The organism is Desulfatiferula olefinivorans, assembly GCF_054657895.1.
Genome location: NZ_BAAHXV010000001.1, coordinates 228,395 through 246,396 on the forward strand (window position 1 = coordinate 228,395; position 18,002 = coordinate 246,396).

Here is an 18,002-nt window from a genome sequence, read left to right on the forward strand (position 1 = left end):
ACACATATGGCGCGAACCTGTGTTGACAGACCACGCCATTGGTTCCTGCATCGTTATCACTTTGGGATCATTGCCGAAAACGGCAGATGCCCCCGGTTTTCAGGAAAAAAACACGCGAACTACTTCGGCCCCAGAATCATGAACATCGCACGGCCCTCGAACTTCGGCATCTGCTCGACGACGGCGATCTCTTCCGTTTCAGCCGCAATCTGAGAAAGCAACTCTTTGCCCATGGCGGAAAGGGTGATTTCACGGCCCCTGAACACACAGGTGACCTTGACCTTGTTTTTCTTGGCGATAAATTTTTTGATATGGCCAAGTTTGGTCTGAAGATCGTTCTCCCCGGTTTTGGGTCTGACCTTGATTTCCTTGAGCTGAATGACCGCCTGCTTCTTTTTCGCCTCCTGCTTTTTCTTGGTCTCTTCGTACTTGTATCTGCCGTAATCCATGATTTTGCAGACGGGCGGAGACGCATTGGGCGAGACTTCAACAAGATCAAGGTTGAACTCATTGGCGGAAGCCAGAGCCTGATGAAGCGGCAGAATCCCCAGCTGGTTGCCCTCGGGATCGATCACGCGGACTTCCTTGGCCCTTATCTTCCTGTTAATGTTTGTCTGGTCGCGGTTGGGGTTAGCTATGCTTTCCTCCTCATGGTAACCTGTTATCGTATGCGGAAATGCCGATGGTAACGGGTGCATTTCACAATAAAATATTAACAACCGCTCTTCTTATAGAATAATTGTATGAAAAGCAAGAGAAAAAACGGCCGGCCGGGCAATCGCAGGGGAACGGATCAGCGGGCCGCCAGGATGTATCGGGCCAGGGGGCTGTCTTTCCAGTACCGGTTGTCGGGTTTTTGGAAAAAACGACGGAACAGCGCAAGGCTCTCCGCTCGCATCACGCCCGGCGTCAGCGTTAGATCCGCGTCGCGGTAAAGCGTGGGCAGCACGGACCGGTCGCAGGCCGTACCGCCTCCCATGGGGTCCTCAAAGGCGTAGACGATGTGACGGATACCGCAAAGGAGAATGGCGGCAAAGCACATCAGGCAGGGTTCCATGGTGGCGTAGACGATCATCCGGCCGCGTTCGTCCCGGCTGAGTCCGGGATCGAGGCGGCGAAGGGCGTTGATTTCCGCATGATCGATCTCGTTGGTCCCGTCCCCGGTCGTGCCCGTCCGAAGGCCCCGGGCGATGACGGTCCCGTGGTGGACGATCACGCAGCCCACGGGGAAGTCTCCGGCATCAAGGGCCGTCTCGGCGAGGATCAGCGCCTCGTGCATGAACAGGTTATGGTTCACGGCTCGATCCGGCAGATGTCGGTGTCGCAGGGGCAGCTGCCGTCCACGTCAAAGGCGTAGAGGATACGGGATTCCAGGCGGGCCCGATCGGGGCTGACCGGTTCCGGCGGATGCTCACGGCCCAGCCGGACCAGGGTCTCCCGGTCGGGAACGGCGTCGAGGCCCCGGCCCAGCAGCCGGCCGCTTTTGCCGTCCAGAATGTCGGCATCTTCCCCGTTGGTTACCACCACCCTGGGGATCTGGCGGCCGGATATCAGGCGGGACGCCGCAAGGGCCGGCCGGTGCCGGGTGATGATCGATCCGGGGCCGTATTTGACCAGCATCAGGTCCGTCCCGTCGATGCGCACGATGATATCGATTTTCAGACGGGCTTTTTTACCGGCGGTTTCGGCGGTGAGGGACACGTTCCGTATCAGCTCCCCGGGGGCGAACTGTCTGTCCTCGACCAGCAGCCGGGCGAGGTTCTGCCGGTAGCGTTCGTCATGGGTGTCGTCAAGGGTCTCGCCCGTCAGAACATCGACGAGGGTGCCCAGAATGAGATGATGATCGTTCATGAGTGTGATTTTAATCGAGGGCCTTCCGGATGTAAAGCGGTGATCAGATAATTTTTAGGTAATGGTTGTTAAAACCGTCGTTCTGATTTATATAACTCCTTTGAAAAAAATTGAAATTCGACAACCGTGGATGGTCGGTCATGGGCCGCAGACCAGTAAAGATCGGAATCTCATCATGTCTATCCGGGAAGAATTTGAAAAACGAGAACGGAAATTCATCTCCGAATTCGGCTGCCTGAGTTCGGAATCGCGCGGCCGGGCCCGTGAGGAGGACCCCTGTCCGATCCGGACCGCGTTCCAGCGGGATCGGGATCGGATCGTCTATTCCAACGCCTTTCGACGGCTGAAACACAAAACCCAGGTGTTTTTGTCACCCCTGGGCGAGCATTACCGAACCCGCCTGACCCACACCCTCGAGGTGGCCCAGATTGCCCGGACCCTGTCCCGGGCCATGCGCCTGAACGAAGACCTGACCGAGGCCATCGCCCTGGCCCATGATCTGGGGCATACCCCTTTCGGACACAGCGGCGAGACGGCGCTCAAGGAGATTTATTCCGTCGATTTTTCCCACACCAGCCAGAGTCTGAGGGTGGTGGACGTGCTGGAGAAAAACGGGGCGGGGCTCAATCTGACCTATGAGGTTCGTGACGGCATCATCAAGCACTCCAAGGGATTCGGTGATGTGATCTCCAAAAATCCCGATGATATGGCCTGCACCGTCGAAGGTCGGATCGTCCGGATCGCCGATCTGATGGCCTACCTGAACCACGACCTGGACGACGCCATTCGAAGCGGCGTGATCACCACGGACCAGATCCCCGAGGTGTGTCTGTCGGTGCTGGGCCACACCCATTCCCAGCGGGCCACCACCATGGTCACGGACCTGATTCAGTCGTCCCGGCCCGAAAACGGGGAGTTCTGTCTGAAGGTCAGCGACGCGGTCAAGCACGCCATGGGCGCGCTCCGGGAATTTCTCTACGAGAATGTGTACCGCTCGCCCCAGGTCCACGGGGAATTCGAAAAATCCATGAAGGTGCTCAAGGATCTGTACCTGTTTTATATGAACAGGGACAATGCCGACAGCTTCGAAGCCGAACTCGTCGGAATCGAAATGGAAGGCTGCGCGACAGACGAACCCCTGGACAGACGCGTGGCGGATCTGATCGCCAGCATGACCGACCGCCATGCCCTGGATCTTTATTCCAGGCTGTTCTTTCCCCTGCCCATGGTGTGATCGATGCGTCTTCTGAGCCAAATCATGCCGGACAATCACGGCCCCTGGCTTGAACGGATCGAGGCCCTCTTCGTCCGGATGGACGCGGCCTATGACCGGGTGGCCGAGGCATACGGCTTTCAATGCCGGGGCTGTGAGGACAACTGCTGCTTCAGCCGGTTTTACCACCATACCCTGCTGGAATACCTTTTTCTGCATCACGGCCTGGGAACCCTGGCCCCGTCCCGGCGGGAGGACATCCTGGCCCGGGCGAAAACGACGGCCGCCCGGATGGCCGGCGATGACCGGGACGGCGTGCTGCGCAAACGGCTCTGCCCCCTCAACGACAACGAACGCTGCCTGCTGTACGCCTACCGCCCCATGGTATGCCGCCTGCACGGGCTGTCCCATGAACTCTGCAAGCCGGGCGGGGAGCCTGTTCGAAGTCCGGGCTGTGATCTGTTTGTCCGACAGACCCGCGCCGTGCCCTACATCCCCTTTGACCGGACACCTTTATATATGGAGATGGCCCGTCTGGAACGGGACCTGAGGCGAGCCTCGGGCTTTTCAGGCCGGATGAACCACACCATCGCGGAGATGCTGCTGTTATGAAATCCGTGGATCCTCACGAGATAGACGCCCTGCCCGGACGACGCCTTGCGCCCGGCGATACCTTTCATTTCCGCTGCCATGAGGGGTTGTCCTGTTTCAACCTCTGCTGCCGGAATCTCAACCTGTTTCTGTATCCCTACGACCTTCTCCGCCTGAAAAACAATCTGGGCATCACGGCCGGTGCGTTCATCGACCGGTACACCGATATCGTTCTCCGGCCTGGGCACGCCTTTCCCGACGTTTTGCTCAACATGGCGGACAACGAGGAAAAGACCTGCCCCTTTCTGACCGATCGGGGCTGTTCGGTCTATCCGGATCGTCCCGACACCTGCCGGACCTTTCCCGTGGAGCAGGGGCTGTTGTTCGAGCCGGGGAGCGCGCCCAGGTCCGTGTCCTTTTTCAGGCCGCCGGATTTCTGTCTGGGGCGTCATGAATCCCAGGCTCATACTCCTGCGACCTGGGCCGCGGATCAGGACGCGGATACCCACAACCGGATGACGGCCCTGTTTGCGGAAATCAGACGGCTTTTCGATATGACCCCGCCTTTCGGCGCCGAAGGTCCCGGGGGGCCCCAGGGCAAAATGGCCTTCATGGCTCTTTTCAATGTGGATGATTTCCGGTCTTTCGTGTTTGAGAGCAGCTTTTTCAAGCGGTACAAGGTCAAAGACGAGCTGAAGAAAAAAATCCGCCGCAGCGATGTGGCGATGATGCTGTTCGGGTTCGAGTTCGTCAAGGTCGCTTTTTTCAGGATGACCTCACCGAAGCTGCGCCTGAAATAAAGGCTCCCCGGCGGCTTAGCGCGAGAGAGGAATCGCCGGTGACCAGTTCAGCCAGGCCGGGTCGGGATCATCGGCCAGATCGAATATCCGCTGTGCCGAGGCGGGCTCCCCCATGTCCGGCGGGTCCGGCGTGGCGAAGGCGATGCCGCCTTCGATCAGGGACGCCACGCTGTCCATATCGAACCTTACGCCCCGGAACAGACCGGCGTCGAGTTTCATGCCGCTGACGTTCCAGAACCGGCTGGTCGTTCGGACCAGAGGGGCGTATGCGTCGTCGACCACCGCGTCGATCAGGACATGGTCCGCCGCATCGGCCAGCCGGACAGACACCACCGTGCCCACCGTCACATCCTTGTAACGAATCGGATTGCCTGCCTTGATCGATCCGCGCCGGGGCGCACGAAGGACGATGGCCAGGCCGTCGGCGCGCCGGGCGTCAGCCGGCGGCCTGGTCAGCCCCGTGAATTGCCGTCCCGGATCCCCTTTCCCCGGCAGAACCGCCAGGTAGGGGCCGCTGATCAGGGTGTCGAGATGGGCGGTTTCCGTCAGCCCCAGGCTTGGCCCCACCACCCAGAACCGGCTGCCCTGCCGGGCAAGATCCCGGGCGTGGGGGTCGAGTTCGGCATAAACCGTCACCGCAGACAGATCCTCGGAGGGAACAACGGCGGTCACACGGCCCAGATCCACATCCCGGTACCGGATGGGCGCGCCGGGTTTCAATCCCCGGCCGCGATCGAACCGGATGGTGATGGGAATTCCGCCGGAAAGGGCCTGGTCGCGTGAGGCGTGCAGGGTGAACACCTGACGGGGATCGGCCGGCGGCCCCTGATTTCCCGGTGTTTCAAAGGCGATGCCCCCGGAAACCAGGCTCTCCAGGGATTCGGCCTGGATTTCCAGCCCCTTCAGACCTCCCTTGACCGTAATGCCGCTGCTGTTCCAGAAGGCCGTATTGGCGTGAATCAGACCGGTGTAAGGTTCCTCGACAATGGCATCGATCAGGACGGCGTCGCTGTGATCGGTCAGCCGATGGGTCAGAACCGAGCCCACCTTGAGTCCACGGTAAAGCAGGGGCGTTCCCCGGCTGATCGACGACAGGGTCGGGCTTTTCAGGGTGATGGCCAGGCCCGTGCGCCGTCCGTTACGGACCGGTGGATCTTTGAGGAGGGTGAAATGGGTTTTGGCCCGTCCGCCGAGTTCGAAATCCATCTCCAGGTAAACGCCCGACAACAGAGTGTCGAGTCCGGACACCTCGGTAAACGACAGGCGGGGTTTGACGGCCCAGAACCGGGTGCTTTCGTTGAGGGCCTCCTCGCTGCTCGGATCGAAAACGAAGTGGCCGACAATGCCGTCCAGCGATGTGCCGATGGTCAGCTCCTTGAGGAGGCCCACCGCCACCCCCTTGTACATCACTTTGGTTTTCCCGGGCGTGAGGCCCCCGGCCGAATCGAAGGCGATGGTGACGGGAATGCCCGCATGGGCGCTCTGGTAGTCCGTAAACAGCGTGAAGGTGTCGCCGTTTCGGCAGATCTCGCCTTTGGGGACGGTGTCCGTTTTCGGGTTGTGGAACGAGATCCCCCCGGCAACAATGGACATCAGCGATTCGGTGCGGAGCGTCAGCCCGCCCAAATCGCCGGACAGGGAGATGCCGCTGGAATTCCAGAACCGGGAACAGGGGGTTACCAGATCGGCATATTTGCTCTTGATGTGGATGTGGATGAGAAGACCTGTGTTGTCCGGGTTGAATTCGTAGCTCTGAACGCTGCCGACCACCACCTTGCGGTAGAGAATCGGGGTGCCCTGGCGGATGGAGCCCAGATCTCCGGAGGTCAGGGTCAGATGGAGGCCGGGTTCGGATCGGGGCAGGGGCGGCGGGGCGCTCAGGGCGTCGAAGGTCTTGCTCGGACGGCCCTTCCCCGGCCGGATTTCGATGTAGGCCCCGGACACCAGCGTCTCCAGGCCGGTGACGCCTTCCAGGGAGATCCGGGGCTCGACCAGCCAGAACAGGGTCTCCTCCCGCAGGACCGCCTCGGCGTTCCGGTTGACGGCCACGGTGGCGATGACCCCTTTGATGTCGTCGTCCAGCCTGAAGGACTTGAGATAGCCGATGATGACGCCTTTGTGCTTGACCTGGGTTTTTCCGGCCACCAGTCCCGCCCCGGAATCGAAATGGACCTGAACGATCAGATCCTTTTCGATAAACTGGTTGTAGATCAGAAAGCCGCCGATCAGAAGGGCGATCACAGGCAGGATCCAGACAAAGGAGAATCGTCTGGGCCGACGTAAAACGGCGTCACTGATGGTCGGGGTTTCGGTGCGGGCAAGGGGGGGCATGTCAGGTCTCCTTAAGGTCCCAGATCAGGCGGGTGTCAAAGCTCGAGGCGGCCAGAAGGGTGACGACGACCACGGCGGCGAAGGCCGTGGCGCCGGGCCCCGGGGTGACCGAAGACAGGCTGCCCATGTCCACCAGAGCCGTCAGAATGGCAATCATGAACAGGTCCAGCATGGACCACCGCCCGATCAGGGAAATGAACCGGTACATCAGGGTACAGTGATAGGCGCTGACCGCCCACCGCATCTGAACGCAGATAAGGAGAAATCCAAGGCCGATCAGTTTGAGAATGGGAACGACGATGCTGGCCAGAAAAACCAGCACGGCGATGGGCGTCATGCCGCTTTCCATCAGGGAAATGACACCGGAAATGATGGTGTCGGGCTCTCCTGCGCCTAAATACACCACCTCGGCGATGGGCAGGAGGTTGGCCGGAATCAGCAGCAGAAAGCCGGTGACCACCAGGGCCCAGGTGGTGGACAGGCCGGTGTGGGGAACGGGGCGAACCCGTGAGCCGCAGCGGGGACAACGGACCCGCCCGGATGTGTTCGGCACCAGCCTGAGGCAGGTTCTGCACAGAAGAAAACCGCTGGAATGAACCGTCGCAGGTGCGCTCATGGTGATCCCTCCCCGATCATGTCCCAGGCCTTGTGGGTGCTGAAGGCCGTCATGGCCAGGGTGGTCGCGGCCATGACACCGATAAAACAGTAAAGGCCCGTACCGGGCACCAAATCGCCAAAGTCCTTCATTTTGATAAAGGCAATCAGAATGCCGATCAGATACACGTCCAGCATGACCCATTCGGAAAGGCCCTGATACAGCCTGAGCAGCGGAACGATGAGGGGGCGGATGCGTCCGAGCTTCAGCAGCAGGGTGACGGCGCACAGAAGACTGAGGATGCCAAGGGGGGCCATCAGGCTGCACAGCAGGACCAGGCCGGCTGTCCACGGATCACCGTTCCGATAAATCTGGAACACGGCCCGGATCATGGTGCACCGGCCGCTTTGCCCCATGATGTTCAGTTCAAGAAGGGGGAGTCCGCCGGCGGGGACGAACAGAAGAAGCCCTGAAAGGCTCAGGGCCAGGGCCCGGGTGATACCGTCCTCACAGCCTTTGAACAAAAGGGCGCCGCACCGGGGACAGCAGCTGTCGTAGCGTCTGTTCACAGGATGCCGCCTGACCAGAAGGTCGCACTGGGGACATCCGAGCAGGGACTCGGCGTGTGGGGGGAAACGGGTATCCATGGTTGTCGTGTCGTGATCCGGCAGTGTGTCGTTAAACGATCTTTGCAAAAACGAATGCACCCAGAATGTCAAAACACGCGACGATTTTCAAGCCTTTTCACACGTCGTCTTCACCCCGGGGCATGGGAGGGACCGCCTCACCGCCCAGAACATAGCCGCCGTCCAGGCGGATGACCGAGCCGGTCATGAACGGGGCCTCGTCGATGAGGAACAGGCAGGTTTTCACCACATCGTCGATCTGTCCGATGCGACCCAGAAGGGTGTGACGGACCAGATCCCGGCGGATCGACTTGGGCAGCAGGCCCCAGCCCCGTGTCCCGGTTCCGTGACGGGTGTCGATCAGCCCCAGCATGATTTCATTGACCCGGAGATGCGGGGCGCCCAGGCGGGCCCAGGTTTCCGTCAGCAGGGAAATGCCCCGGTTGAGGGCCGCATAGCCGTCGTTGAACAGATAGCCGGCGGGGCCCGTCCGGCCGATCCGGCCGGCGATTGACGAAAAATTGATGACGCAACCGTCGGGGGACTGCATCAGGTAGGGGAAGGCCGCGTCAAAGACCCACCGTTTGGCGCGCAGGGTGGTTCCCATTTCAAGATCCCACTGATCCCGGGTGTAGGCCCCGTGGACGATGGGCATGCCGCCGCGTTCGATATTGTTGATCAGGATATCCAGGCGGCCGAACCGCCTGATCACCGACGCGATGAGGGGGGCGACGGACTCGGTGTCCAGGAGGTTGACCCGGATGATCTCATGATCGGTTCCGGTTTCGGAAAAATCCCGGGTCATGTCGGGCAGGCTTTCTTCCCAGTCGTGCCAGGTCAGGGCGGTGCGAATTCCCCGCCGGGCCAGGGCCAGGCCGATCTGCTTTCCGATTCCCTTGACGGCGCCGAGCACCAGGGCCACCCGTTGTTCGGCAGTATGGACGGGGCCGGTGTGCGTCATGGTTTGAGCGGGGTTCCGAACAGTTCGGATGTGACCCAGGCCAGGCCGAGGTCGAGAACGGTCGGGTCGTCGGTGCGGAGTTTTTCGAGCAGATCGGGGCCGATCAGGTCCGGGTCGATCAGCGCGTCGTTAATAACGGCGTCCCGGAATCCGTCCACGTTGTAGCAGCCCAGAATGAATTTTTCGCGGTAGGGGGTGTCCAGGTATCCGGGCATGATCTGCTGTTTCATGCTGATCAGCTCGATCATCTTGTCGTTGTATGTGTTATACGGCAACAGGCCCTGGTCGGCGACAAACCGGCGGACCGTCACGGGCGTGCCCCCGTCGAAGCCCCGGCATACGGGATCCTCGATCAGGGCGTAATGCTCCCGGATCTCGAAGGTTGTGCGCGACCGGGAGATGGCCCGGGCCAGGGGAAAGAGGCGGCAGGCCGCGGGGCGGTCATCGTAGACCGTACAGCCCGCATCGCTTACAAAGGGGCATCGATGGCCGTCGGAGGCCCGGGTCCTGAAGGAAACCACGGGAAGACCGGTGCTGTCTCCGCCGTAGATAATGGTGTAGGTGTCCAGAAACACGTCCGAGCGCATGCCGAGGCGGTTTTTGAGCCGGACGATGTCATAGGGGTAAAGGAACTGGTTCAGGTCCCGGCAGCATTCGTTGAAGCAGGAAAGCGAGGGGCCGCAGGAAAACGTAAACGTATCGTCAATGCCGATTAATTCGGGTTCGTCACTCATGGTCATCTCCGTCGGTTAACGGCCGCGCCGGTCGTTCTCACGGTCGGGCGGGCCAATCATTTCCGATCACAGCTACCATGTCTGGAATCTATGTCAATGATTTTTTAAGGGCACGCTCCGAAGGTGACCGCTCACGACCGCTGCGATTCCCTGGGCGGATCGAAAGGGCATATGTAGTGGTAAATCCTTTGTCGTTTTCCAGATATGGTGATAGTTGCCGAGACCTGTCGGACAGGCCTGTTTTAATGGTCCGACGAGCCTGAAAATTCTTGACATCGATCAGGCCCGGTGATAACTTTGCGCTTTGATTATGGTAGGGTAGAGCCTTTTGGAACGCCCGCTTTAACAGCATAATCAATGTGTTAGAAGTATGAAAAACGGAGAGGGCGCCGTTCGGTGACCTTCTTCCATCGCATAACAATCAGTTTTAGTTTGGAAATTGCCAGGAAGTGTATCATCTTCCGGCGAATTGTTGTGAGCGGCGATACGGTAAGTGTGCCTGTATCGCCAAACAGTTAACGCGGGTGTTGATTGGTTGCACGTTCAATACCGAATTAGGGAGGTATAATTAATGCCAAGCTATGTAATCGCAGAAAAATGTGACGGCTGTAAAGGCGGGGACAAAACTGCATGTATGTACATTTGTCCGAATGACTTGATGGTGCTCGATGCCACTGCAATGAAAGCCTACAACCAGGAACCGGATCAGTGCTGGGAATGCTTTTCCTGTGTAAAAATCTGTCCGTCTCAGGCCGTTGAAGTTCGTGGCTACTCCGACTTCGTACCCCTGGGAAGCAGCATCGTTCCGATGATGGGTACCGAAGATGTCATGTGGACCTGTAAATTCCGTAACGGCGTTGTAAAACGCTTCAAGTTCCCCATCCGTACCACTCCTGAAGGCGCCGCCAATGAATACGGCAGCCTCAAGGGCAAGGATCTGGACAGTTGCCTTCTTTCTACGGAAGAAGCTGAAGGCGTCACTCTGGCCGTGCCCACTCAGCTTGCTTAGTATCTGAGACACTGAGTTGGAATCATTCGTCCAAATTACGACTATGACAATCTTAAGGAGGAAGTAATATGGCATTACCGAATAAACCTTTGGGAGAGCTTAAAGCCGTTAGAGATCCTGAAGTTATCGAAAAAGAAGTTGACATTCTCATCGTGGGCGGTGGTATGGCTGCATGCGGTACCGCGTTTGAAATCAAGAAATGGGCCAGCGACGACACCAAGATCCTTCTGTGCGACAAAGCCGCCATGGAACGTTCCGGCGCTGTAGCCCAGGGTCTCTCCGCCATCAACACCTACATCGGTGAAAACGCCATCGAAGACTACGTCCGCATGGTCCGTAACGACCTGATGGGTATCGTTCGTGAAGACCTGATCTATGACCTTGGCCGTCACGTTGACGATTCCGTTCATCTGTTCGAAGAATGGGGCCTTCCGATGTGGAAAAAATCCCCCGAAGGAAAGAGCATCGACGGTAAAAAAGGTCTGCAGTTCGGTACGCTGAAATCAGGTGCCGCTCCTGTTCGTACCGGTAAATGGCAGATCATGATCAACGGCGAATCCTACAAGAGAATCGTTGCCGAAGCCGCCAAAAAAGCGCTGGGTTCCGACAACATCCTCGAACGCGTGTTCATCGTTGAACTGCTCAACGACAAAAACAACCCCAAGAGAATCGCCGGCGCCGTCGGTTTCTCTACCCGTGAAAACAAAGTCTACATCATCAAATGCAAAACCATGATGGTTGCCTGCGGCGGCGCGGTTAACATTTACCAGCCCCGTTCCGTTGGTGAAGGAAAAGGCCGTGCCTGGTACCCCGTATGGAATGCCGGTTCCACCTACACCATGGCCCTCCGTGCCGGTGCCGAACTCTCCATGATGGAAAACCGTTTCACCCCGGCCCGTTTCAAAGACGGTTACGGCCCCGTTGGTGCCTGGTTCCTCCTGTTCAAAGCCCATCTTGAAAACGGTCTCGGCGAAAACTACGCCGCTTCCGACAAAGCCAAGGCTGAACTCCAGAACTACGCTCCCTACGGAACCGCTCCGATTACGCCGACCTGTCTGCGTAACCATCTGATGCTGTTCGAAATGAAAGCCGGTCGCGGTCCGATCATCATGAAGACCTCTACCGCTCTCCAGAAACTCGGTCAGACCATGGACAAGAAAGAACTCAAACATCTGGAATCAGAAGCTTGGGAAGACTTCCTTGACATGACCTGCGGTCAGGCCAACCTGTGGTGTGCCACCAACACCGAACCGGAAAAGAAAGACTCCGAAATCATGCCGACCGAACCCTACCTGTTGGGCTCACACTCCGGCTGCTGCGGTATCTGGGTATCCGGTCCGGACGAACCCTGGGTTCCCGATGCATACAAGATCAAAGCCCTCAGCGGTAAAGTCTACAACCGTATGACCACGGTCGACGGTCTGTTCACCGCCGGTGACGGTATTGGTTGCTCCGGTCACAAATTCTCCTCCGGTTCACACGCCGAAGGCCGTATCGTCGCCAAGGAAATGGTTAAATACATCCGCGACAATGCCGACTTCAAACCCGAACTGGCAGAAAGCAAGGAAGAACTGGTCAACCTCGTATGGAAACCCGTTCAGGTTTACCTGGATCACTGCAACTACACCACCGCCGTTGATCTGAACCCCAACTACGCGAAACCGGCCGGTATGGCTCTTCGTCTGATGAAAGCCACCAACGAATACGGCGGCGGTACGGCAACGTACTACCAGACCAGCAGCAAGGCCCTCGACATCCTGATCGACGACCTTCTGTTCATGATGCACGAAGATACCGAAAAACTGGCTGCCGGCGACCTTCACGAACTGATGAGATGCTGGGAAATCTTCCACCGTATCTATACGGTAGAAGCCCATGTTCGTCACATCCGTTTCCGTAAGGAAACCCGCTTCCCCGGTTTCTACTATCAGGCGGATTATCCCGGACAGGACGATGCCAACTGGTTCTGCTTCGTGAATTCTTCCTACGACAAGAAAACCAAAGAGTGGAGCCTCAAGAAACAGGAATACGTGAAAATCATTTCCTAATCGTGAGATACGACTCTGAGTGACTAATGCAGGCCTCCAGGTGTCACCGATGCCTGGAGGCTTTTTTCGTTAAATTCAAGGCGGGTGTGTGATGCGACCGCAGGCGGTGGACATGGCCGTGTCCAGATTTTTAAGGGTTTTATAACAAGACGGTCACCCGGAATAAAACCCTTCGAAATATGGGCACGCGGAACAGGTGACCTGGACCATGGCCCACGGACGGCATAAAACCCTGTCAAAGGTTTAGCGATATGAACATTATTTTTTTAATTTTATGCATGGAGGGATAGCATGACAATAGACAAAGCAGCCCCTGCTAGTGCGAGTATTCTGGTTGTTGGCGGCGGGATCAGCGGACTGACCACGACCCTCGAAGCCGCCGAGGCAGGCTACGAGGTTCTTCTGGTTGAAAAAAATCCGTACCTGGGTGGACGAGTCATTCAGCTCAATCAGTATTTCCCCAAACTCTGTCCTCCGACCTGCGGTCTTGAAATCAATTTCAGACGCGTCCGGGACAATAAAAAAATCAAAGTTCTGACCATGACGGAAGTGGAAAAGGTCGAGGGAACCAAGGGCAATTACGAGGTTACGCTCAAGATCAGTCCCCGCTACGTCAACGAAAACTGCACCTGTTGCGGCGCCTGCGCCGAGGTGTGCGAGACGGAAATCGAAAACGAATTCAATTTCGGAATGAACCGGAGCAAGGCGGCCTACCTTCCCACGGAAATGGCGTTTCCGGCCCGCTACGTGATGTCTCCCGAAATCAGCGCCGAAGACAAAAAGAAGGTTGAGGAAGCCTGTAAATACAAGGCCATCGACTTTTCCATGGAAAGCAAAACCGTGACCATCAAGGTCGCCGCCGTTGTCTGGGCCACCGGCTGGAAACCCTACGACGCTACCAAGATCGACAATCTGGGCTTCGGACGTCACCAGAACATTATCACCAACATGATGCTTGAGCGCATGGCGGCCGTCAACGGACCCACCGAGGGAAAGATTCTCCGTCCGTCCGACGACAAGGCCCCCAAAACCATCGCCTTCGTTCAGTGCGCCGGATCCCGTGATGAAAATCACCTGCCCTACTGTTCGTACATCTGCTGCATGGCGTCTCTGAAACACGCCACCTATCTTCGCGCCCAGTATCCGGATGCGGAAATCACCATTTACTACATCGATCTGCGCGCACCCGGCCAGCGGTATGAAAAGTTCTACAAAATGCTCAAGGACGACCCCAAGGTTTTCTTTGTCAAAGGCAAGGTGGCGGACGTCGCCGAAGCGGACAACGGAAACATCACCGTGACCGCCGAAAATGCCGTGACCGGCGAAAAGGTCAGACAGACCGTCGATCTGGTCGTTCTGGCCACCGGTATGGAGCCGACAGCTGCATCGGATAGACCCAATGCGGATCTCGTGATTACCGAAGACGGGTTTATCGTCAACGACTTCAACAAGGGCGGTATGTTTGCCGCCGGATGCGCCAACAAGCCGGCGGATGTTGTATCTTCAAACCAGAATGCGACAGGCATGGCCCTGAAAGCCATTCAAACCGTTGTGGGGAGGTAGAATCGATGAGCAATAAACTCGGTGTTTTTATATGCAAAGGTTGTGGGATCGGCGAATCCATCGATTGTGACCAGCTTGTCAAAGTAGCGGCCGAAAAGCGCGCCCCGGCGGTAATTCATGACTGCCTGTGCAGCAAGGACGGCCTTGAGGTCATCAAGAAAGGCATTGCCGACGGTATCAATTTCCTGTCCATCGTCGGATGTTCCAAGCGAATCAATTTCGACATCTTCCAGTTCGACGGCTGCATGGTCGATCGCGTGGCCATGAGAGAAAACGTGGCCTGGACCATTTCCCGGGAAAAATATCCCAAGAAAACCGAAAACGACGACGATTACTTTGTGGACAACGTCCAGCTGGCCGCCGACGACTACATCCGCATGAGTCTGGCCCGTCTGGAAAAAGTCAAGATTCCCGAAGCGTTCAAGCTGGAATCCATCTCCAAGAAAATCCTGGTCATCGGCGGCGGTATGACCGGTATGAGCGCCGCTCTGGATGCGGCCAAGGCCGGATACGACGTGACCATCGTCGAAAAGAACGGCTCCCTGGGCGGGTATGCGGCTAAAATGCGCAAGCAGATGCCCGTGGCCGAACCCTACGACGCATTGATTCCTCCCATGGTGGCGGACAAGATCAGTGAAGTCCAGGCCATGAAAAACATCACCGTGAAAACCAACACCGTGGTGGCCCGTCTGGCCGGCCAGCCCGGTGAATTCACCGTGACCCTGAAAAAACCCGGTGAAAGCATTGAATTCGACGTCCCCTTTCCTCTGCCCGACGAGATGAAGGTCGATGAGAACGGCAAGGAGTATGATGCCGACAAGCTCTTCGAAATCTACCAGGAATACAACAAGGGCCGGAAAGACGTCCTGACCCTGGATCCCAACGGTGAGCTGTTCGGCGCCGTGATCCTGGCCGCCGGCTGGAGACCCGACGTGCTCAAGGCCGATCAGTTCGCCCATCTGGGCGTGGGAGACGCCGACGTGATCACCAACGCCCAGTTCGAGGAAATGGCCGCCAAGGGCAAGATCGTCCGCCCCTCCGACGGCAAGGAAGCCAAAAGCGTGGTGTTCATCCAGAGCCCCGGCAACGGGGACGACCGCGACTTCAACTACGCCGGTTCCGTGACCAGCATGGTGGCCCTCAAACAGGCCAAATACGTGCGTGAAGACTACGAAGACGGTAAAGCCTACGTGATCTACCAGCACATGAGAACCCCGGGACTCACCGAAGGCTTCTACAAGAACATGCAGCAGGACCCCGGCGTGTTTCTGACCAAGGGCGACGTGACCGCCGTGGAAAAGAAAGGCGGCCGGCTGATCGTTTCCGCCAAGGACACCCTTCTGGGTGAAAGCATCGCCATCAAGGCCGACCTGGTGGTCCTGGCCGCCGGTATGGTTCCGGCGACCGTGGATGATCCCGTGGTCAACATGGCTTACCGTCAGGGCCCCGGCTTCCGTGACAATGCCATCTTCGACGGCTATGCGGACTCCAACTTCATCTGCTTTCCCTACGAAACCCAGCGTACCGGCATTTATGCCGCCGGTGCCGTTCGTCGGAGCATGACCATCGAAGAGTCCATGGAAGACGCCGCCGGCGCCGCCCTCAAGGCCATTCAGTGCATCGATTCGGTCAACCGCGGCGTGTCGGTTCATCCCCGCTCCGGCGACATGACCTTCCCGGATTTCTTCTTCCAGCGCTGCACCCAGTGTAAACGCTGCACCCAGGAATGCCCCTTCGGCGCCCTGGACGACGATGCCAAAGGCACGCCCAAGCCCAACCCCACCCGCTGCCGTCGCTGCGGAACCTGTATGGGTGCCTGCCCCGAACGTATCATCGGCTTTGCCGACTACAACATCGACAGCATCGGTTCCATGGTCAAGTCCGTCTGGGTTCCCTCGGAAGACGATTACTACAACGCGCCCATGAGAATCCTGTGTCTGTACTGTGAAAACGACGCCATGCCGGCCCTCGAAATGGCCGCCATGAGAAAATCCCAGATCGATCCCCAGGTGCGTTTCATTCCGGTTCGCTGCCTGGGCTCCGTCAACACCATCTGGATCAAGGACGCCCTGGCCCAGGGTATGGACGGTGTTTTCCTTCTGGGTTGCAAACACGGTGACGATTACCAGTGCCACTTTGTCAAAGGCAGCGAACTGGCCGACGTCCGTATGAGCAAGATCGGTGATGCCCTCGAAAGCCTCGCCCTCGAACTCGAACGCGTGGCTCAGTTCGAAGTGGCCATCGATGATTACGACAAGGTTCCGGCCATCATCAACGACTTTGTCGCCAAAGTCGTGGCCCTGGGACCCAACCCCTTCAAAGGGTTCTAATCAACGGATAATTTAGATCAGCCCGCGCACGGCGATGCCGTGTGCGGGCTCCTGAATGTTTTTAATATCAGAGAAATTGGGAGGCATGAACATGTCAAATCAATACCTTATACAGCCTGATCTGACCTTTATCGACGAGGTGATGGCGCTCGGCGGAGACACACTCAAGAAATGCTTTCAGTGTGCCACCTGCTCGGTGGCCTGCCCCATCGCTCCGGAAAACAGCCCCTTCCCGCGCAAGGAAATGATTGCCGCGTCCTGGGGTCTGAAAGACAAACTGGTAAGCAGTGCCGATATCTGGCTCTGCCACCACTGCGGCGACTGTACGGCCCTGTGTCCCCGCGGCGCCAAGCCCGGTGAAACCCTGTCGGCCATCCGGTCTTACGCCATCAGCGACTACGCAAGCTCCGTTCCCGTGGTCGGCAAGCTGGCCAAAATGGTGACCAACCCGAAAAAGCTGGCGATTCTGACCGCCGTTCCCGCCGTCTGGCTGGCCCTGATGGCCTTCATCACCATGGTTCTCGGCAAGGAAGGCGGCATCATGGACAAACTCTTCCACGCCGTGGGCGTTCACTGGATTCATCACACCGACGCCCCCATCGCCCAGGCCCGGTTCATTTCCTCCTGGCTGGTGGATTTTACCTTTGTGCCGATCTTCACTGCCAGCATTCTGGCCTTCGCCTACGTTTTACGGACGATGCTCAAGGACATGCACGCCAATGCGGTGGCCGAAGGCAAAACCGATAAAGACACCCTGGATTTCAAAGCCTATTTCAAAACCATGCCCGCCGTGATCAAGAAAGTTCTCAGCCACACCCAGTTCAACGAATGCGGTGAGAACAAGGCCCGCGGCACGGCCCACATGATGGTCCTGTTCGGCTTCATCGGCTGCTTTATCGTTACCAGCATCGGTTTCTTCTTTCTTTACATCCTGGGCATCCCCGGTCCTTACTCCCAGCTCTGGCCCTTCAAATGGCTGGGCAATATCTCCGGTATCGCCATCGTGATCGGCGCGGCCCTGATGATCAAGGAACGTCTGGCGGACAAAGATTTGAGCGCTTACAAAGACTGGTACCTGCTGGGTCTGGTACTGATCCTCGGCGCCACCGGTCTTCTGACCCAGATGGCCCGTCTGGCCGGAATGGAATTCATGACCTATGCCATTTACTATGTGCATCTGATCTGCGTGTTCCATCTGTTCGCCTATCTGCCCTTCTCCAAGCTGGCCCATGCCGTTTATCGGTTTGCCGCCATGACCTATGCGGAGTACGCCAACCGCAAATAGGCCGGGACGGTTCTGATGTTACGACAAAAGGAGAGGGCTTGCCCTCTCCTTTTTTTATGGTATAG

16 protein-coding genes are annotated in these 18,002 nt (G+C 57.8%); 8 read left to right on the top strand and 8 right to left on the bottom strand.

Annotation, left to right across the window (positions count from 1 at the left end; all coding sequences use genetic code 11):
• Positions 1-119: 119 nt before the first annotated feature.
• The 3 genes from infC to ACYQ11_RS00905 all read right to left on the bottom strand — a co-directional run bounded on the left by infC (position 120) and on the right by ACYQ11_RS00905 (position 1,851).
• Entirely contained in the window at positions 120-665 is a 546-nt protein-coding gene (gene infC, locus ACYQ11_RS00895) for a translation initiation factor IF-3 (RefSeq protein ID WP_459922008.1), read from the bottom strand.
• 128 nt (positions 666-793) lie between these two features.
• Positions 794-1,297, bottom strand: coding sequence for a nucleoside deaminase (locus tag ACYQ11_RS00900; RefSeq protein WP_459921847.1), 504 nt, complete (start codon positions 1,295-1,297; stop codon positions 794-796).
• The gene (locus ACYQ11_RS00905; RefSeq protein WP_459921848.1) at positions 1,294-1,851 is read right to left on the bottom strand and encodes a type I restriction enzyme HsdR N-terminal domain-containing protein; all 558 of its coding nucleotides are present in this window, start codon (positions 1,849-1,851) and stop codon (positions 1,294-1,296) included. The genes ACYQ11_RS00900 and ACYQ11_RS00905 overlap by 4 nt, the downstream gene beginning before the upstream one ends.
• A gap of 175 nt (positions 1,852-2,026) precedes the next feature.
• On the opposite strand from ACYQ11_RS00905, the gene ACYQ11_RS00910 reads away from it, so the two are divergent.
• Genes ACYQ11_RS00910 through ACYQ11_RS00920 form a run of 3 tightly spaced genes read left to right on the top strand, consistent with a single transcriptional unit; the run spans position 2,027 to position 4,455 of the window.
• Entirely contained in the window at positions 2,027-3,085 is a 1,059-nt protein-coding gene (locus tag ACYQ11_RS00910) for a deoxyguanosinetriphosphate triphosphohydrolase (protein ID WP_459921849.1), read from the top strand.
• 24 nt (positions 3,086-3,109) lie between these two features.
• Positions 3,110-3,676: a hypothetical protein gene (locus tag ACYQ11_RS00915; RefSeq protein WP_459921850.1), complete on the top strand. Its 567-nt coding sequence runs from the start codon at positions 3,110-3,112 to the stop codon at positions 3,674-3,676.
• Positions 3,673-4,455: a YkgJ family cysteine cluster protein gene (locus tag ACYQ11_RS00920; RefSeq protein WP_459921851.1), complete on the top strand. Its 783-nt coding sequence runs from the start codon at positions 3,673-3,675 to the stop codon at positions 4,453-4,455. The genes ACYQ11_RS00915 and ACYQ11_RS00920 overlap by 4 nt, the downstream gene beginning before the upstream one ends.
• A 15-nt stretch (positions 4,456-4,470) precedes the next feature.
• Here ACYQ11_RS00920 and ACYQ11_RS00925 read toward each other — a convergent pair whose 3' ends face one another.
• The 5 genes from ACYQ11_RS00925 to ACYQ11_RS00945 all read right to left on the bottom strand — a co-directional run bounded on the left by ACYQ11_RS00925 (position 4,471) and on the right by ACYQ11_RS00945 (position 9,702).
• The gene (locus ACYQ11_RS00925; protein WP_459921852.1) at positions 4,471-6,786 is read right to left on the bottom strand and encodes a PqiB family protein; all 2,316 of its coding nucleotides are present in this window, start codon (positions 6,784-6,786) and stop codon (positions 4,471-4,473) included.
• A gap of 1 nt (position 6,787) precedes the next feature.
• Positions 6,788-7,402 (bottom strand): paraquat-inducible protein A, encoded by a 615-nt coding sequence (locus ACYQ11_RS00930; RefSeq protein ID WP_459921853.1) that lies wholly within the window; start codon positions 7,400-7,402, stop codon positions 6,788-6,790.
• The gene (locus tag ACYQ11_RS00935; RefSeq protein WP_459921854.1) at positions 7,399-8,028 is read right to left on the bottom strand and encodes a paraquat-inducible protein A; all 630 of its coding nucleotides are present in this window, start codon (positions 8,026-8,028) and stop codon (positions 7,399-7,401) included. Before ACYQ11_RS00935 ends, ACYQ11_RS00930 begins: the two co-directional genes overlap by 4 nt.
• A 97-nt stretch (positions 8,029-8,125) precedes the next feature.
• Positions 8,126-8,968 (bottom strand): SDR family NAD(P)-dependent oxidoreductase, encoded by an 843-nt coding sequence (locus ACYQ11_RS00940; protein WP_459921855.1) that lies wholly within the window; start codon positions 8,966-8,968, stop codon positions 8,126-8,128.
• Complete coding sequence (locus ACYQ11_RS00945) at positions 8,965-9,702, bottom strand: YkgJ family cysteine cluster protein (protein ID WP_459921856.1); 738 nt, start codon at positions 9,700-9,702, stop codon at positions 8,965-8,967. Before ACYQ11_RS00945 ends, ACYQ11_RS00940 begins: the two co-directional genes overlap by 4 nt.
• Before the next feature lie 571 nt (positions 9,703-10,273).
• Here ACYQ11_RS00945 and aprB point away from each other — a divergent pair.
• The 5 genes from aprB to qmoC all read left to right on the top strand — a co-directional run bounded on the left by aprB (position 10,274) and on the right by qmoC (position 17,937).
• Entirely contained in the window at positions 10,274-10,711 is a 438-nt protein-coding gene (gene aprB / locus ACYQ11_RS00950; protein WP_459921857.1) for an adenylyl-sulfate reductase subunit beta, read from the top strand.
• Between the two features lie 68 nt (positions 10,712-10,779).
• Entirely contained in the window at positions 10,780-12,759 is a 1,980-nt protein-coding gene (gene aprA, locus ACYQ11_RS00955) for an adenylyl-sulfate reductase subunit alpha (protein ID WP_459921858.1), read from the top strand.
• A gap of 291 nt (positions 12,760-13,050) precedes the next feature.
• Positions 13,051-14,322, top strand: coding sequence for a CoB--CoM heterodisulfide reductase iron-sulfur subunit A family protein (locus tag ACYQ11_RS00960; RefSeq protein WP_459921859.1), 1,272 nt, complete (start codon positions 13,051-13,053; stop codon positions 14,320-14,322).
• A 5-nt stretch (positions 14,323-14,327) separates the two neighbouring features.
• Complete coding sequence (locus ACYQ11_RS00965) at positions 14,328-16,652, top strand: FAD-dependent oxidoreductase (RefSeq protein ID WP_459921860.1); 2,325 nt, start codon at positions 14,328-14,330, stop codon at positions 16,650-16,652.
• Between the two features lie 91 nt (positions 16,653-16,743).
• Positions 16,744-17,937 carry a quinone-interacting membrane-bound oxidoreductase complex subunit QmoC gene (qmoC, locus tag ACYQ11_RS00970; protein ID WP_459921861.1) on the top strand — a complete coding sequence of 398 codons (1,194 nt, stop codon included), beginning with the start codon at positions 16,744-16,746 and terminating at the stop codon, positions 17,935-17,937.
• Positions 17,938-18,002 lie beyond the last annotated feature (65 nt).

Coding starts and splice junctions, on each gene's coding strand:
- ACYQ11_RS00930 (WP_459921853.1), bottom strand. CDS start 7,402: ATGAGCGCACCTGCGACGGTTCATTCCAGCGGTTTTCTTCTGTGCAGA.
- ACYQ11_RS00910 (WP_459921849.1), top strand. CDS start 2,027: ATGTCTATCCGGGAAGAATTTGAAAAACGAGAACGGAAATTCATCTCC.
- ACYQ11_RS00920 (WP_459921851.1), top strand. CDS start 3,673: ATGAAATCCGTGGATCCTCACGAGATAGACGCCCTGCCCGGACGACGC.
- aprA (WP_459921858.1), top strand. CDS start 10,780: ATGGCATTACCGAATAAACCTTTGGGAGAGCTTAAAGCCGTTAGAGAT.
- ACYQ11_RS00940 (WP_459921855.1), bottom strand. CDS start 8,968: ATGACGCACACCGGCCCCGTCCATACTGCCGAACAACGGGTGGCCCTG.
- ACYQ11_RS00925 (WP_459921852.1), bottom strand. CDS start 6,786: ATGCCCCCCCTTGCCCGCACCGAAACCCCGACCATCAGTGACGCCGTT.
- ACYQ11_RS00905 (WP_459921848.1), bottom strand. CDS start 1,851: ATGAACGATCATCATCTCATTCTGGGCACCCTCGTCGATGTTCTGACG.
- ACYQ11_RS00960 (WP_459921859.1), top strand. CDS start 13,051: ATGACAATAGACAAAGCAGCCCCTGCTAGTGCGAGTATTCTGGTTGTT.
- qmoC (WP_459921861.1), top strand. CDS start 16,744: ATGTCAAATCAATACCTTATACAGCCTGATCTGACCTTTATCGACGAG.
- aprB (WP_459921857.1), top strand. CDS start 10,274: ATGCCAAGCTATGTAATCGCAGAAAAATGTGACGGCTGTAAAGGCGGG.
- ACYQ11_RS00965 (WP_459921860.1), top strand. CDS start 14,328: ATGAGCAATAAACTCGGTGTTTTTATATGCAAAGGTTGTGGGATCGGC.
- ACYQ11_RS00935 (WP_459921854.1), bottom strand. CDS start 8,028: ATGGATACCCGTTTCCCCCCACACGCCGAGTCCCTGCTCGGATGTCCC.
- ACYQ11_RS00915 (WP_459921850.1), top strand. CDS start 3,110: ATGCCGGACAATCACGGCCCCTGGCTTGAACGGATCGAGGCCCTCTTC.
- ACYQ11_RS00945 (WP_459921856.1), bottom strand. CDS start 9,702: ATGAGTGACGAACCCGAATTAATCGGCATTGACGATACGTTTACGTTT.